This is a genomic window from Hydrogenophaga sp. (genome assembly GCF_051007235.1).
Classification (GTDB): domain Bacteria; phylum Pseudomonadota; class Gammaproteobacteria; order Burkholderiales; family Burkholderiaceae_C; genus Hydrogenophaga.
Map to the genome: position 1 here is coordinate 1 of NZ_JBPCSJ010000187.1, position 14,894 is coordinate 14,894.

At 69.3% G+C, this 14,894-nt stretch carries 13 protein-coding genes, 1 pseudogene and 1 riboswitch; of the genes and pseudogenes, 10 read left to right on the forward strand and 4 right to left on the reverse strand.

Going from position 1 to position 14,894, the window contains the following annotated elements; genetic code table 11:
- A pseudogene (locus tag ACR2JA_RS06655) lies at positions 1-543 on the reverse strand (hypothetical protein); the annotation flags it as partial.
- Between the two features lie 156 nt (positions 544-699).
- Positions 700-806: riboswitch (TPP riboswitch) on the forward strand.
- A 134-nt stretch (positions 807-940) separates the two neighbouring features.
- Between ACR2JA_RS06655 and ACR2JA_RS06660 the strand changes: the two are divergent.
- From ACR2JA_RS06660 to ACR2JA_RS06705, 10 genes are all read left to right on the forward strand, one after another.
- Positions 941-1,915 carry a thiamine ABC transporter substrate-binding protein gene (locus ACR2JA_RS06660; protein WP_434008319.1) on the forward strand — a complete coding sequence of 325 codons (975 nt, stop codon included), beginning with the start codon at positions 941-943 and terminating at the stop codon, positions 1,913-1,915.
- A gap of 127 nt (positions 1,916-2,042) precedes the next feature.
- On the forward strand, positions 2,043-3,686 hold the full coding sequence (locus ACR2JA_RS06665; RefSeq protein ID WP_434008320.1) for an ABC transporter permease: 1,644 nt from the start codon (positions 2,043-2,045) through the stop codon (positions 3,684-3,686).
- Positions 3,679-4,323: an ABC transporter ATP-binding protein gene (locus ACR2JA_RS06670; RefSeq protein ID WP_434008321.1), complete on the forward strand. Its 645-nt coding sequence runs from the start codon at positions 3,679-3,681 to the stop codon at positions 4,321-4,323. Before ACR2JA_RS06665 ends, ACR2JA_RS06670 begins: the two co-directional genes overlap by 8 nt.
- A gap of 101 nt (positions 4,324-4,424) precedes the next feature.
- Positions 4,425-4,910 (forward strand): MarR family winged helix-turn-helix transcriptional regulator, encoded by a 486-nt coding sequence (locus ACR2JA_RS06675; protein WP_434008322.1) that lies wholly within the window; start codon positions 4,425-4,427, stop codon positions 4,908-4,910.
- Positions 4,911-4,962: 52 nt separating this feature from the next.
- Complete coding sequence (locus ACR2JA_RS06680; protein ID WP_434008323.1) at positions 4,963-6,411, forward strand: efflux transporter outer membrane subunit; 1,449 nt, start codon at positions 4,963-4,965, stop codon at positions 6,409-6,411.
- A 34-nt stretch (positions 6,412-6,445) separates the two neighbouring features.
- Complete coding sequence (locus tag ACR2JA_RS06685; protein WP_434008324.1) at positions 6,446-7,693, forward strand: efflux RND transporter periplasmic adaptor subunit; 1,248 nt, start codon at positions 6,446-6,448, stop codon at positions 7,691-7,693.
- A gap of 2 nt (positions 7,694-7,695) precedes the next feature.
- The gene (locus ACR2JA_RS06690) at positions 7,696-9,303 is read left to right on the forward strand and encodes a DHA2 family efflux MFS transporter permease subunit (protein ID WP_434008325.1); all 1,608 of its coding nucleotides are present in this window, start codon (positions 7,696-7,698) and stop codon (positions 9,301-9,303) included.
- Between the two features lie 72 nt (positions 9,304-9,375).
- The gene (locus tag ACR2JA_RS06695) at positions 9,376-9,819 is read left to right on the forward strand and encodes a hypothetical protein (RefSeq protein ID WP_434008326.1); all 444 of its coding nucleotides are present in this window, start codon (positions 9,376-9,378) and stop codon (positions 9,817-9,819) included.
- Between the two features lie 79 nt (positions 9,820-9,898).
- Positions 9,899-10,246 carry a heavy metal-binding domain-containing protein gene (locus ACR2JA_RS06700; protein WP_310567457.1) on the forward strand — a complete coding sequence of 116 codons (348 nt, stop codon included), beginning with the start codon at positions 9,899-9,901 and terminating at the stop codon, positions 10,244-10,246.
- Entirely contained in the window at positions 10,243-10,704 is a 462-nt protein-coding gene (locus ACR2JA_RS06705) for a hypothetical protein (RefSeq protein WP_434008327.1), read from the forward strand. The genes ACR2JA_RS06700 and ACR2JA_RS06705 overlap by 4 nt, the downstream gene beginning before the upstream one ends.
- 13 nt (positions 10,705-10,717) lie before the next feature.
- On the opposite strand, the gene ACR2JA_RS06710 is transcribed toward ACR2JA_RS06705, so the two are convergent.
- From ACR2JA_RS06710 to ACR2JA_RS06720, 3 genes are all read right to left on the reverse strand, one after another.
- Positions 10,718-11,926: a lytic murein transglycosylase gene (locus ACR2JA_RS06710; protein ID WP_434008328.1), complete on the reverse strand. Its 1,209-nt coding sequence runs from the start codon at positions 11,924-11,926 to the stop codon at positions 10,718-10,720.
- A gap of 247 nt (positions 11,927-12,173) precedes the next feature.
- Positions 12,174-13,538, reverse strand: coding sequence for an MBL fold metallo-hydrolase (locus ACR2JA_RS06715; RefSeq protein ID WP_434008329.1), 1,365 nt, complete (start codon positions 13,536-13,538; stop codon positions 12,174-12,176).
- A 55-nt stretch (positions 13,539-13,593) separates the two neighbouring features.
- Entirely contained in the window at positions 13,594-14,613 is a 1,020-nt protein-coding gene (locus ACR2JA_RS06720) for a ZIP family metal transporter (protein ID WP_434008330.1), read from the reverse strand.
- Positions 14,614-14,894 lie beyond the last annotated feature (281 nt).

Genomic DNA, 14,894 nt, shown 5'->3' on the forward strand with positions numbered 1-14,894 from the left:
TTCGGGCAGCGATCCCACCGGCACATTGGTCAGCATCGCACTGGTCCAGGACACCAGGTAGTTGGGCGAGTCTTGGGTGCCATTGTTGGTGATGCGGCTCACACTGTTGATGCAGCCGACCGAGCCTGCTGCAAACGAGCTGCCCAGCTCCACGCCCATGCTGCCGGTGGCCTCGCTGGGGGTGTAGCCGTGGATCCGGACCGCACGCAGGTCTTCCATCGGCAGCGACAGGGTTTGCGAGCCTACGTCGTACGGGTATCCCGTGAGCGAGGTGAGCAATCGGATAGGGACCTCGACCCCGTTGATGTCCCAAGTCTGGTTGTAGACGATGTCCAGGCGCTCTGCCCCGGCTGCGACGGCGACGGGTGTTGAATCGACGCCGCCAACGGTATGCGCTGCCGCAGGCTGCGCCAGCGGGTCGGGCGCGCCGGCCACCGGGTTGCTGTCGCCCCCTGCGCCGCCGCCACCGCAGGCGGTGAGCAGGGCCAGCATCAGGGTGCTCAGCGACAGGGCAAGACGAGAGTTGATGGTGGAGCGGTTCATGGCGGTTTCCTTTTCCCTGGGGGGCCGTTGTGGTGGCTGTGCGATCCGCGAGACGGGTCTGTGCCTTCTTCTTCGAACCAATCGAGAGCTTCTTGAGGGGTTTTTGCAGACATTTCGCAGCCAGTTCTGCCCCTAATACACCCGGCCTACAATGGCGCCTTCCACCGGGGGTGCGCTGTGGTCCAAAGGGGCACAGCGCTGAGAAATACCCCTCTCACCTGATCTGGGTTGTGCCAGCGTAGGGAGCGTGTTGAATCGGTCCGCCGTGCGCGGAGCCCGTTTTTTCAAGCGCTGGCCTCGTGGCTTTGTTGGTATGAAAAGGCGGCTTCACATGCAACGGCGGTTTCTGTTTCCGGTTCTCCTGTCTCTCGCGAGTTTTGCCCTGGTCCCGGCGGCCATGGCCAACTCGCCGGTCACCTTGCGGGTGCTCACCCACAGCTCGTTCGACCTGCCCAAGGAGCAGCTCGCGGCCTTTGAAAAAGAGGCCGGTGTGAAGCTGCAGATCGTCAAGGCCGGTGACGCCGGCGAGATGACCAACAAGCTCATCCTCACCCGCGCGCGCCCCATCGCCGATGTGGTCTACGGCATCGACAACACCCTGCTGCCGCGCGCTCTGGCCGCGGGCGTGATCGAGCCCTACACCGGCCCCGCTTCGCAGCGCATGTCGTCGGCCACGCTGGACGCCGGCCTGGTGCCGGTGGACTACGGTTTCGTCGCCCTCAACATCGACAAGGCCTGGTTTGCCAAGAGCGGCCTGGCCCTGCCGACCAGCCTGGACGACCTGACCAAGCCCGCCTACGCCAAGCTGCTGGTGGTGCAGAACCCCGCCACCTCCAGCCCCGGCATGGCCTTCCTGCAAGCCACCGTGGCCGGCCTCGGTGAGGAAAAGGCCTTCGACTGGTGGAAGGCCCTGCGCGCCAACGGCGTGAAGGTGGTCAAGGGCTGGACCGAGGCTTACTACACCGAGTTCACCCGCAATGGTGGCACGCGCCCCATCGTGGTCAGCTACGCCACCAGCCCGGCGGCCGAGGTGTTCTACAGCAAAGAAAAAATCACCGAATCGCCCACAGCCAACCTGTTCCTCAAGGGCGGCGTGTTCCGTCAGGTCGAGGGCGTGGCCCTGGTCAAGGGCGGCCGTCCGGCCGCGCGCGAAGCGGCGGGCCAGTTCATCGAATTCTTGCGCTCGGCGCCAGTGCAGCAGTCGCTGCAGACCACCATGTGGATGTACCCGGCCGAGGTCGGTGCTCCGCGTGTGGACCTGATCAAGCGTTACGCGGTCGAGCCGTCCACCTACGACAACCCGGCGAGCGCCGAAGCCGCCGGAAAGTCCAAGGCCTGGCTGCAGCGCTGGACCAAGACCGTATTGAAATGACCCCCCTGCGCCGCTTCGCGGCTTCCCCCCTGGAGGGGGGGCGCACCTGGTGGCCCGGCCAAGCCGGTTCCACGGGTGCCCTGGTGCAGGCACGTGCTCCGACCCTTCGTCTGGGTACATCGCGTTCATGCAGGGATTGAGATCCCGCTACCTGCTACCCGCCCTGCCGCTGGTCTTTCTGGCCGTGGTGCTGGTGGCGCCGGTGCTGCGACTGCTGGCCGAGGGGCTGGCGCCCGCGGCGGCGGTGGACGCCGGGCCCCTGCGCTGGCTCGATGTGTGGCAGGACGATTTCCTGCGCTGGCGCGTGCTGTGGTCGTTTGCGCAGGCGGCCATCACCTGTGCGCTGGCCCTGGCGCTGGGTCTGCCGGTGGCCTGGGTGCTGGCGCGGCTGGAATTCCCGGGCCGGGCGATGGCCCTGCGGCTGCTGATGCTGCCCTTCGTGGTGCCCACGCTGGTGGCCGCGCTGGGCGTGCTGGCGCTCTGGGGCCCGCGCGGCTTGTTGGGCGCGCCGCTGGCAGCGGCCGGCCTGGACCTCAGCGAGACGCCCTGGCTGCTGCTCTATGGCAACCTGTTCTTCAACCTGTGTGTGGTGGTGCGCGCCGGCGTGGACGCGCTGGAGCAGGTGAGCGCCCCGCGCGTGGCCGCCGCCCGCTCGCTCGGCGCCACGCCCTGGCGCGCGTTCTGGCGGGTCGAATGGCCTGCCATCGCGCCCTGGCTGGCCTCGGCGCTGTGCCTGGTGTTCCTGTACTGCTTCGCCGGCTTTGGCCTCGCGCTCATCCTGGGCGGGCCAGACTACGCCACGGTGGAGGTGGAGATCTACACCCTGGTCGCGCACGAACTGGAACTGGGCCAGGCCAGCGTGCTGGCGGTCTGGATGCTGGTGCTGACCGGCGCCGTGGCACTGGCCTACGCCGCCCTGGAAAAACGCCTGGCCGCACCCGGGCGTGTGGTGCCGGTGGCGCGCCAGCGCCCGCGGGGCGTTGCCGAATGGGCCGCGTTGCTGGGCGCAGCGACCGTGCTGTTCGTCGTCTGCGCGGCGCCGCTGCTGGCCATCGTGTGGCGGGCGCTGCAGGCCTTGCTGGTGGGGCAGGGTGCGGCTGTGCTGACCGATGCCGAGACCCTGGACGCGCTGTGGAATACCGTGCGCTTTTCCGCCCTGGCGCTGCTGCTGGCCACCGGGCTGGGCCTGGTGCACGCGCTGGGCGTGCGCGCGCTGGACGCTGCTGCGCAGGCGCGCCACGCCGGCCCGGGGCCGGGAGCGTTGGCCCTGGTCTGGCGCGCCGCGGCCTTCCTGCCGTTTGTGGTGTCGTCCGTCACGGTGGCCTTTGGTCTGCTGCTGCTCTACCCCGACGCCAGCGCCAGCCTCGCGCTGCTCATCGCCGCTTATGTGCTGCTGGCCTACCCGTTCGTGGCCAAGTCCCTCACCGCTGCGCTGGATGGCCTGCCTGCCAGTTACGCGCAGGCCGCGGCCTCGCTGGGCGCCCGTCCCTGGCGGGTGTTCTGGCGCGTCACGCTGCCGCTGGTGGCGCCGGCCCTGCGTCGTGGCATGGCCTTTGCGGCCGCCACCGCACTGGGCGAGTTCGCGGTCACGCTGTTCCTCGCGCGGCCCGAATGGACCACGCTCACCACCCTGATCTACCAGCACCTCGGCCGCCCCGGCCAGGCCAACCTGGACGCCGCGCTGGTGCTGGCCGGGCTGCTCATGCTGCTGGCGCTGGGCGCGTTCGCTCTCATCGAAGGCCGGCCCAGGGACAATGACCGCCATGCTTGAACTGCGCGACATCGCCAAACAATGGGACCACCGGCCGCTGCTGGATGGCGTGAGCCTGCGCGTGGCCGCCGGTGAAACCGTGGCCCTGCTCGGCGCCTCGGGTAGCGGCAAGAGCACCCTGCTCAAGATCGCTGCCGGGCTGGAAGCGCCCGAGCGCGGCAGCGTGTGGTTCGACGGCGTGGACATCACCGCCTTGCCGCCCGAGCGGCGGCGCTTCGCCCTCATGTTCCAGGACTTCGCGCTGTTTCCGCACCTGAACGTGCAGGACAACGTGGCCTTCGGTCTGGTGGAGCAGGGCGTGCGCAAGGCCGAGGCGCGCGAGCGCGCCCGCCAGATGCTGCAGCGCTTCGGCCTGGGGGACCACGCCACAGCCCGTGTGTGGACGCTCTCGGGTGGCGAGCAGCAGCGGGTGGCGCTGGCGCGCGCCCTCATCACCCGGCCGCGCGCGCTGCTGCTGGACGAACCGTTTTCCGCGCTCGACGCCGACCTGCGCGAGCAACTGCGCACCGAGTTCCGCGAGCGCATCACCGAAGCCGGCATGACCGCCATCCTGGTGACGCACGATGAACAGGAAGCGCGCGCCATGGCCCAGCACGCCTGGGTGCTGCGCGAGGGGCATCCTCAGGCCCTGTGGTGATGAGGCGCACAAGGCCATGAAATGGGTCGGGTCTTTTGGTGCCTGGTCATTCATTGACTAGGCAATCATATAATCGCGTGTCCATCCTTGCACACGCCGCCATGTCCCGAACACCGAAGCCCGTCCAGTTCTACCAAGCGGACACCTACAACGCTGAAGAGAGCCTGGGTTTTCTGATGAAGCGGATCTTGCTGTCGGTTGTCCAGCAGGTGGACAAGCGGCTGGTCGAGCACGACCTGACCACCGCGCAGTGGGGACCTCTGAAGCACCTGCAGCTCAACGGTGGCCGCAGCACCGTGGCAGAGCTGGCCCGCTGGACGAATTCCGACGGTGGCGCCATGACCCGCCTGCTGGACCGTCTGGAGAAAAAGGGCCTGTGCAAGCGGGTGCGTTCGACCGAAGACCGTCGGGTGGTGATGGTCGAGCTCACACCCGAAGGCGAGGCGGCACTGGTGCATGTGCCGCAGGTGCTGTCGGACGTGCTCAATGCCCACCTGGCGGGATTCTCCAAAACCGAGTGGGAAGCCCTCAAGGGCTACCTGACACGCATGGCCGAGACGGGCGACATGCTGCGCGATGCGGGCTGACGGGACGCGATCCGGGCACGCCTTTTTTTGACTCGAATGATTGCCTAAGCAAATGAAGCCTGATCATTTATCTGTTGCCCGCCTCGGCTCTGCCGCGGTGGTGCTGGCCGCGGCCAGCATGTTGGCCGGCTGCGCCAGCACGGACGGTGTTGCGCCCTCCACGGCGCGTGCACTGGGGGCCGCCGATCTGGGGCTGGCGCCGGCCGCCGCGCCGGCGGACCTGGCGCCCGACTGGTGGAGAACCTGGGGTGACGATGTGCTGTCGGGGCTGATCGAACAGGCCTTGCGCGCGCAGCCCAGCCTGAAGGTCGCGCAGGCCAGACTGGCGCGCGCGCAAGCGGCGGTGCAGGCGGAGCAGTCCGCCGATGGCCTGCACGTGAACGCCTCGGCCGATACCACCCGGCAGCATTTCAGCGCCACCAGCATCTACCCCGCGCCGCTGGGCGGCTCCATCCGCACCCTGGCCAATGCGCAGGTCGCGGCCCAGTGGGAGTTCGACTTTTTCGGCCGCCACCGCGCCGCGCTGGACGCGGCCCTGGGCCAGACCCAGGCCGCCCAGGCCGACCTGCAGGCCGCCCGCCACCTGCTGGCCAGCCAGGTGGCGCAGACTTGGGTGCAGCTGGGTCGCCTGCTGGCGCAGCGCGAGGTGGCGCAGCGCGCGCTGGCGCAGCGTGAGCAGATGTTGATCCTGATCCGCCAGCGCGTGGAGGCCGGTCTCGACACCCGCGTCGAGTTGCGCCAGGGGGAGGGCGCCTTGCCCGACGCGCGCCAGCAGATCGAACAGCTCAACGAGCAGATCGCCCTCACACGCCATGCGCTGGCGGCACTGGTGGCGCAACCGCAGGACCGCCTGGAGGCGCTGACACCCGACCTGTCGCGCCTGCACGCGTCCGACCTGCCGTCGGCGCTGCCGGCCGATCTGCTGGGCCGCCGGCCCGACCTGGTGGCCGCCCGCTGGCGCGTGGAGGCCGCCACCCGCGGGGTGGACGCGGCCCGCGCGCAGTTCTACCCCAACGTCAATCTCACGGCCTTCATCGGCCTGTCGAGCATCGGGCTGGACCGGCTGATCGAGGCCGACAGCCGCCAGTACGGCGTGGGGCCGGCGATCCGCCTGCCCATCTTCGACGGCGGGGCCTTGCGGTCCCAACTGCGGGGGCGCAACGCCGATCTGGACGCCGCCGTCGAGGGCTACAACAGCGCGCTGCTCGAATCGGTGCGCGACGCGGCCGACCAGCTCAGCAGCCTGCAGTCGGTGCAGCGCCAGCAGGCCGAACAGGCCAAGGCCCTGGCCGCCGCCGAATCGGCCCACGACATCGCCCTGCAGCGCTACCGCGCCGGGCTGACCGGTCAGCTCACCGTGCTGGCGGCCGAAACCACGCTGCTCAACCAGCGCCGCCTGGGCGTGGACCTGCGGGCCCGCGACCTGTCCGCCCGCATCGGTCTGGTGCGCGCACTGGGCGGTGGCTACACCGCCGACGCCCCCACCCCTTCGCGCGGCTGAGGCCGCCCGCTCCCCACGCTCACGGAACCCCGACATGAACACCCCCAACACCGCAGCTCCCGTTCCCCAAGGCAACAACGCCCGCCGCAAGGCGCTCACCGGCGTGGCCGCCGCCGTCGCCCTGGCGGCTATCGGCTACGGCGCCTACTGGGCCCTGGTGCTCAACCACTACGAAACCACCGACAACGCCTACGTGCAGGGCAACGTGGTGCAGCTCACGCCGCAGGCCGGGGGCACCGTGGTGGCCATCAACGCCAACGACACCGACCACGTCAAGGCCGGCCAGTGGCTGGTCCGCCTGGACCCGGCGGACGCCAAGGTCGCGCTCGACCAGGCCGAGGCCCAGCTCGCCCAGACCGTGCGCGAGGTGCGCACCCTGTACGCCAACAACCGCACCCAGGCGGCGCAGATCGCGCTGCGCGAGGCCGACCTGGCCCGTGCCCAGAGCGAACAGGCCCGGCTGCAGGACGATGTGAGCCGGCGCCAGCCGCTGGTGGCCACCGGCGCTGTGGGGCGTGAAGAGTTCAACCACGTCACCGCCCAGCTGGCGGCAGCCCGCAGCAGCGCCGAAGCGGCCCGCTCGGCCCTGCTGGCCGCGCGCGAGCAGCTCGCGTCCAGCCAGTCGCTCACCGACGGGGTTGCCTTCGACCAGCACCCGAACGTGCAGCGCGCCGCCGCGCGGGTGCGCGAGGCCTTCCTGGCGCTGCGCCGGGTGGAGGTGCAGGCCCCCGTGGACGGCTACGTGGCGCGCCGCAACGTGCAGCTCGGCCAGCGCGTGCAGGCCGGTGCGCCGCTGCTGTCGGTGATCGCACTCGATCAGGTCTGGGTCGAGGCCAATTTCAAGGAAAGCCAGCTGCAGAAGCTGCGCCTGGGCCAGCCGGCCGAGCTCACCGCCGACGTGTACGGCGCCAAGGTGGTCTACCACGGCACGATCGACGGCCTGGGTGCCGGCACCGGCGCGGCCTTTGCCCTGCTGCCGGCCCAGAACGCCACCGGCAACTGGATCAAGGTGGTGCAGCGCGTGCCGGTGCGCGTGAAGCTGGACGCGAAGGAACTGGCCGAGCACCCGCTGCGCGTGGGCCTGTCGATGGAGGCCAAGGTGGACGTGAGCCAGACCGATGGCCGCGTGCTCGCCGCCGACAGCAGCACCGCGCCGCCGACGGAGACCCAGGTGTTCGAGCAGGACAGCCGCGAGGCCGATGCCCGCGTGCGCCACATCATCGCGGCCAACAGCGGCGGCGCCCGTGTCCACGCCGCGGTGGCGGGCGGCAACGGAGCCTGAGCATGTCGGCCACCGTCACCGCGCAGCCGGACGCTGCTGCGCCACCACCGCCACCGCCTTCGGCACCCGCGCGGCCGGTGGCCTACCCGCCGTTGCAAGGGCGTGAACTGGTGCTGGGCACGCTGGCGCTGTCGCTGGCCACCTTCATGAACGTGCTCGACACGTCCATCGCCAACGTCTCCATCCCCGCCATCGCGGGCGACATGGGTGTGAGTCCGGGGCAGGGCACCTGGGTCATCACCTCGTTCGCGGTGGCCAACGCCATTGCCGTGCCGCTGACCGGCTGGCTCACGCAGCGCTTCGGTCAGGTGCGCCTGTTCACCATGAGCGTGCTGCTGTTCGTCGTGGCGTCCTGGCTGTGTGGCCTGGCGCCCAACATCGAAATGTTGATCGGCTTTCGCGTGCTGCAGGGTCTGGTGGCCGGGCCCATGATCCCGCTGTCACAGACGCTGCTGCTGGCCAGCTACCCGCCGGCCAAGGCCGGCATGGCCATGGCCATGTGGGGCATGACGGTGCTGGTGGCGCCCGTGGCCGGCCCGCTGCTGGGCGGCTGGATCACCGACAACATCGCCTGGCCGTGGATCTTCTACATCAACATCCCGGTGGGCCTCTTTGCCGCCGCGCTCACCTGGTCGATCTACCACCAGCGCGACCCGGGGCCACGCCGCGTGCCGCTGGACGTGGTGGGGCTGCTGCTGCTGGTGCTGTTCGTCGGCACCCTGCAGATCATGATCGACAAGGGCAAGGAACTGGACTGGTTCGAGTCTGGTGAAATCATCGCGCTGACCGTGGTGTCGGTGGTCAGCTTCCTGTTCTTCCTGGCCTGGGAGCTGACCGACCAGCACCCCATCGTCGAACTGCGCCTGTTCGCGCGGCGCAACTTTCTGACGGGCACGCTGTCGCTGTCGGTGGCCTACGGGCTGTTCTTCGGCAACGTGGTGCTGCTGCCGTTGTGGCTGCAGCAGTTCATGGGCTACACCGCCACCTGGGCGGGGCTGGCCACGGCGCCGGTGGGGCTGCTGGCCATCGTGCTCTCGCCCTGGGTGGGCAAGAACGTCGGCCGCATCGACCCGCGCAAGCTGGCGACGGTGGCCTTCGTCGGTTTCGGCGTGGTGCTGTGGATGCGTTCGCACTTCAACACCCAGGCCGACTTCACAACCATCCTGATCCCGACCTTGCTCCAAGGTGCGGCCATGGCCTTCTTCTTCATCCCGCTGCAGGCCATCGTGTTCTCGGGTCTGCGGCCGGACCAGATGCCCTCGGCCGCCGGCCTGTCCAACTTCGTGCGCATCACCGCAGGCGCGGTCGGCACCTCGCTGTTCACCACCCTGTGGGAAAGCCGGGCCGCGCTGCACCACGCCCAGCTGGCCGAAGCCGTCAACGACGGCAGTGCCACCGCCGTGGGCACCATCGCCCAGCTCATGGCCAGCGGCATGAGCCGCGAGCAGGCGCTGGCCAACATCGACCGCATGCTCAACCAGCAGGCCTTCACGCTGGCGGTGACCGACCTGTTCTACCTCTCCTCCGGCCTGTTCTTCCTGCTCGTGGGGGTCGTGTGGCTTTCCCGCCCGTCACGCGGTGCGGCGGGCGGGGGCGGCGGAGCGCATTGACGCTTCGGGTGCATCTGGTGCATCTGGCAGGTGCAGCGCGGCGGCCCCGCCGCGCTGCGTGAGAATGGCGGCATGGACGCATACCTGCTCATCGGCAACGCCAACACCCGCAAGACTTCTGTCACCCGCAGCCTCACGGGCTGCTTCAACCGCAGCGTGCGCGACATCCAGCTGCAGTCCGGCAAGCCGGTGCGGTTCTACGCCCGCGTCGGCGCCCTGCAGAACACCCGCACCACGCTGGACGAATTCGTGCAGGAAGTGAACCGTTCGCGCTGCGACGCGGTGCTGTTCAGCCTGCTGCCCAATGCCGTGCACACCGACCTGATGGACTACCCTGACGCCCTGACCTACGTGGCCAGTCTGCGCGAGCGGGGCTGGCGCATCAAAGGTGTGGCGGTGCTCGGTCAGGACGGCGGCGGCGTGCGCGCACCCAACCTGCGCCAGTACATCCAGGCCGGCACCGCCCCGGTCAACGTCACCGCGCGCGAGGTGCGCGCGCAGTTCGGCTGGCTCTGATCGCGCCGCCCGCCCCGTGCGGGCAGAATGGCCGGGCACCCGGCGGGCGGTGCGTTTTCACTTCAACGGGAGCACACACATGGGCTGGTTTTCCAAAAGCACCGACGGCTTTTTCCTCAGCACCACCACACCGCCGGACATTCCGCGCAGCCAGTACCTGGGCGTGGTCAACGGCGAAGCCATCATCGGCGCCAACATATTCCGCGACATGTTCTCTTCCGTGCGCGACGTGGTCGGCGGCCGTGCCGGCGGCTACGAACGCGCGCTGTCCGGGGCGCGCGACGCGGCGCTGGAGGGTCTGACCGAGGCCGCGAAAGAACTGGGCGCCAACGGCGTGATCGGCATCGACTTCGACTACGAAGTGCTCGGCGAAACCAACGGGATGATGATGGTCGCGGTCAGCGGGACGGCGGTGAAGCTGGGGTGAGCAAGCACGGGCTTTCCGCCCTGACAGGCTTCTGGCTACTCTTCAAGCTGGCATTGAGCGCCGTCTTGATGGCAGGTGTTGGGACCTTGTTCTGGTTGGGGCTGCGACACGGGTTTCCCGCTTGGGTGTTCGGCATGATGGGTGGACTGACCTTTTTTGCCGCTTTGCCCTGGGTCAACCTTCAGCGCCCCAGCCGTGCGTTAGGCCTTGTCGCCGTGGTGTTCGGGGCGGTGACGTTGCTACTGGCGTTCAGGCAGATGCTGCAACCCGAGGACTTTCCACAGGACTGCTCGTCCCGTCGGCGTGCGTTTCTGTGTCATGTGGAGAACGGGCTCTTTGAGGTTGGGGGCGCCGTGCTGGCGGCGTTGCCCTACGCGCTGGCGGGCTTGGCGCTGTTGCTGATTGGGGTGCAACTGGTGTGGAGGCTGCGTCGTCAACCAGGTGGTCACTCCTGGTGATCGAGGCGGTAGTTCACCCACCGCGCAGCGCTCGCAGGATCTTCTGCCCTCCGCGCCCGGTGGCTTCCTGACCCAGCCGTTCCTGCTCGATGCGAATGGCCGCGCGGCTGCGTTCACCCAGCGCGCCATCGATGGCGCCGATGTCGTGGCCACGCAGCACCAGCAGACCTTGCAGTTCGCGGCGCTCGGCGCGTGAGAGGCCGGCGTCGTCGGTGGGCCAGGGGGTGGTGAAGGGGCCGGCGCCGCGCAGGCGGTCGGCCAGGTGCGCGATGGCCAGGCCGTAGCTTTCGGCGGCGTTGTAGCTGTAGATGGCGTCGAAGTTCCTGAGCACCAGAAAGGCCGGGCCTTGCGGGCCGGCGGGCAGCATCAGCCCGGCGTTGCCCAGCTCGCGGGGCAGCGGCGTGCCGTCCACTTTCAACACGCCGCGGGCGATCCATTCGCCAACGGGGCGCTTGCTGCGGCGGCCTTCGCCCGTGGCGTTGAAGCCCGTCGGCAGCTTCACCTCGAAGCCCCAGGGTTGGTCGGTCTGCCAGCCAGCTCTTTTCAAAAAGTTCGCGGTGGACGCCAGCGCGTCGGCGGTGTTGTCCATCAGGTCGCGTTTGCCGTCGCCGTCGAAGTCCACCGCCAGCCGCTCGAACGTGGTGGGCATGAACTGGGTGTGGCCGAAGGCACCGGCCCAGCTGCCCACCAGCCTCTCCGGCGCGATGTGGCCGGCCTGCAGGATGCGCAGCGCCGAATACAGCTCGCCGCGGAAGAAGGTCTGGCGCCGGCCGTGGCATGACAGCGTGCCCAGCGCCTGCACCAGCGGGTAGTTCCCGAAGTTGCGGCCGAAGTTGCTTTCCACACCCCAGACCGCGACCACGGTGGCCGGGTCCACGCCGTAGCGCTCGGCCACCTTCGCCAGCACCTCGGCGTGCTGCGCCAGCTGGGCCTGCCCGTCGGCCACACGTTCATCGTCCACCAGCGCGGCCAGGTAGTCCCAGATCGGCATGCGGAACTCGGGCTGGTAGTCCAGCTTCTCGACCACGCTCATGTCAGGTGTCAGACCCTGGGTGAAGCGGGTGAAGGCCTCGTCCTGCACACGGGCGGAGCGCGCGTCGCCCCTCAGGCCCTCGATGCAGCGGGTGAAGTCGGGGTTGGCCACAGAAGTGACCGGTTGGGCGAAGGCCGATGGCACGAGCGCAGCTGTGGCGAGCAGCAGGGTGTATTTCATGAACAGCATGGGCAAGAGCGTAACGCCTCCGACGCGCGTGACCCATCTAGCAAGCACCGCGGAACTGGCTTTGCCAGGCCGCTGGTGCTGTCCCCCTGGGGGCAAGCCGCGCAGCGGCGCAGGGGGAACTCCACAAGCTTTCCGGCGTGCGTGCCTTCATTCCAGGGGCCCCGTGGAACGGGCTTCGCCCGGCCACAGGGGCCGTCCCCCCGCGCAGCAGGGGGGAAGCCGCGTCAGCGGCGCAGGGGGGCACTCTCTACACCGCCCAGGTGCTGCCGTGCTCCGGCACCATGGCGCGCCAGCGCAGTTCGGTCTCGATCCGGTGGCGCAGCGCGTCGGACGCGCCCATCTCGCCGTGCGTGACGAACACGCGGTGTGGCGGCTGGGGCAGGGCGCGCAGCCAGTCCATGAGCTGGCTGGCGTCCGCGTGGGCCGAGGCCGAGCGCATCTGCACCACCTCGGCGCGCACCGCCACGTCCTGGCCGTGGATGCGGATGCTTTTGGCCCCGTCGCCCAGCGAGGCGCCGCGCGTGCCCGGCGCCTGGTAGCCGGTGAGCACCACCATGTTGCGGTGGTGTCCGAGGTACTGCACCAGGTGGTGCAGCACACGCCCGCCGGTGGCCATGCCGGCGGCGGCCAGCACGATCTTGGGACCGTGCTGGGCCGCAATGGCTTTGGACTCGTCGGTCGAGCGGGTCATCTTGGCCACGTGCTCCATGTCGCGGCACTGCGCCGCGTTGAGCCGGTGTTCCCCCAGGTGGCGGTCGTACAGGTCGGTGGTGTGGATGGCCATGGGGCTGTCCAGGTACACCGGCAGGCTGTGCGGCAACACGCCGTTGGCCTTGAGCAGCACGATGGCGTGCAGGATCTCCTGCGCGCGCCCCACCGCGAACACCGGCAGCACCGCGGTGCCGCCGCGCGCGGCCACGCGCTGCAGGGCCGGGCCGAGTTCGGCCAGCGTGTCTTCGTCGGGGTGCTCGCGGTCGCCGTAGGTGGACTCGATCACCACCGCGTCGGCGGCCAGGGGCTTGTCGGGCGGCAGCATCAGCATGTCGTCGGGGCGGCCCAGGTCGCCCGAGAACAGGATGCGTTTGCCGCCCACCTCCAGCAGCAGGCTGGCCGCACCCAGAATATGGCCGGCGCTGGTGAAGGTCGCCTTCCAGCCGTGCAGCGGCTCGAACACCTGGCGCAGCGGCACGGTGCGCAGCAGCTTGAGGCTGTCCAGCGCGTCGCCTTCGGTGTAGAGCGGCAGCGCCGGCGCGTGCTTGCTGAAACCTTTGCGGTTGGCGAAGTTGGCGTCCTCTTCCTGGATGTGGCCGCTGTCGGGCAGCAGGATCTGCACGAGGTCGCGCGTGCCCGGCGTGCACCAGACCTTGCCGTGAAAGCCTTCCTTGGCCAGCAGCGGCAGGTAGCCGCTGTGGTCCAGGTGCGCGTGCGTCAGCAGCACGGCGCCGATGTGGTTGGGCAGCACCGGCAGCGGGTCGCGGTTGCGCAGCCGCAGCTGCTTGTAGCCCTGGAACAGGCCGCAGTCCACCAGCAGGCTCTGGCCGTTGAACTCGACGAGGTATTTGGACCCGGTGACGGTGCCCGCGGCACCCAGAAAGCGCAGATGGACGTTCATGCGAACCATGTTACGCCCGTCGCGGCGCCGGGTCATGACGCAGCGCAGGGTTTGCTCAGAGCGCCGCGTTGAGCAGCAACATGAAGACGAAGCCCGCCATGAGCGTGACCGAGGCCAGGCCCTCGAAGCCGTTGCGGTGCGTTTCGGGAATGATCTCGTGGCTGATGACGAAGAGCATGGCACCGGCCGCGACCGCCAGACCGATGGGGTAGAAGGCCGGCAGGCTGCCCAGCACGGCCAGGCCAACGATGGCGCCGAAGGGTTCGGCCAGTCCGGACAGCGCCGCCACCGCCCAGGCACGGCCGGCGCTCTGGCCCAGACTGCGCAGCGCCATGGCGACGATCAGGCCCTCGGGCATGTTCTGCAGGCCGATGGCCAGCGCCACCGAGGCACCGGCGTTCACCGCCTCGCCGCCGTCCACCCCCAGGGCACCACCGGCGTAGGCCGCGCCCACGGCCAGGCCCTCGGGCACGTTGTGGATCAGGATGGCCAGCACCATCAGCCAGGCGCGCTGGCCCGCGGTGTGGGTGTCGGTCTGCGGCATGGCGTGGCCGGCGGCCGCGGGCGGCAGCACCGCGTGTTCGTGCGGGGTGAAGCGGTCGATGGCGATCATCAGCGCCATGCCCAGGGCCAGCCCCACCGAGGTGAGCGCTGCCGCACCCAGCGTGGTGCCACCGGTGGCGGACATGAGCGCACGGCCTGCGTCCAGCGAAGGCAGCAGCAGCGCGAAGATCGCCGCGGCCAGCATGACGCCGGCGGCGAAGGCCATGAAAGCCGCTTCCTGCCGTTTGCTCACGCGCTCGACCAGGAAGACGGGCAGGGCGCCCACGGCGGTGGCCAGCGCCGCGATCAGCGAGGCCTGCACGCCGGCCGTCATGCCACTGCTGGCGCCGGTGGCGTCCCACCACACGCGGGTCGGGCCCCAGAAGGTGCTGCCCGCCGCCAGCCCGGCCATCAGCAACACACCCACACCCAGCGCCAGCAGGGCGTTGCGCAACGCGTGCGGCGGCACCGGCAGCTCCAGCTGCTGGAACTGCAGCCAGACGGGACGGACTTGGCGGATGAGGGCGGTCATGGCGGGCTCCTGCGGGCGGGCAATCGGCAATGGCTTGTAGTTTGTCAAAAACTATCGAAAGGAGCTATTTGATTGCCTTGATGAAGCCCATAGGCGGTGAAAAGCGCCTCTCTTAGCTGTTTTCCTCATAAACAACTGAGAACGTATTCGTTCCAGTTTTGTGGATGGGATTTCATGATCCGTTCCGTTGTCATTCATTCCGGAGCCAAACCATGAACACCCGCCGCCACTTCACCACCTCGCTGATCGCTGCCGCCGCACTGGCGACCAGCGCCGGCACC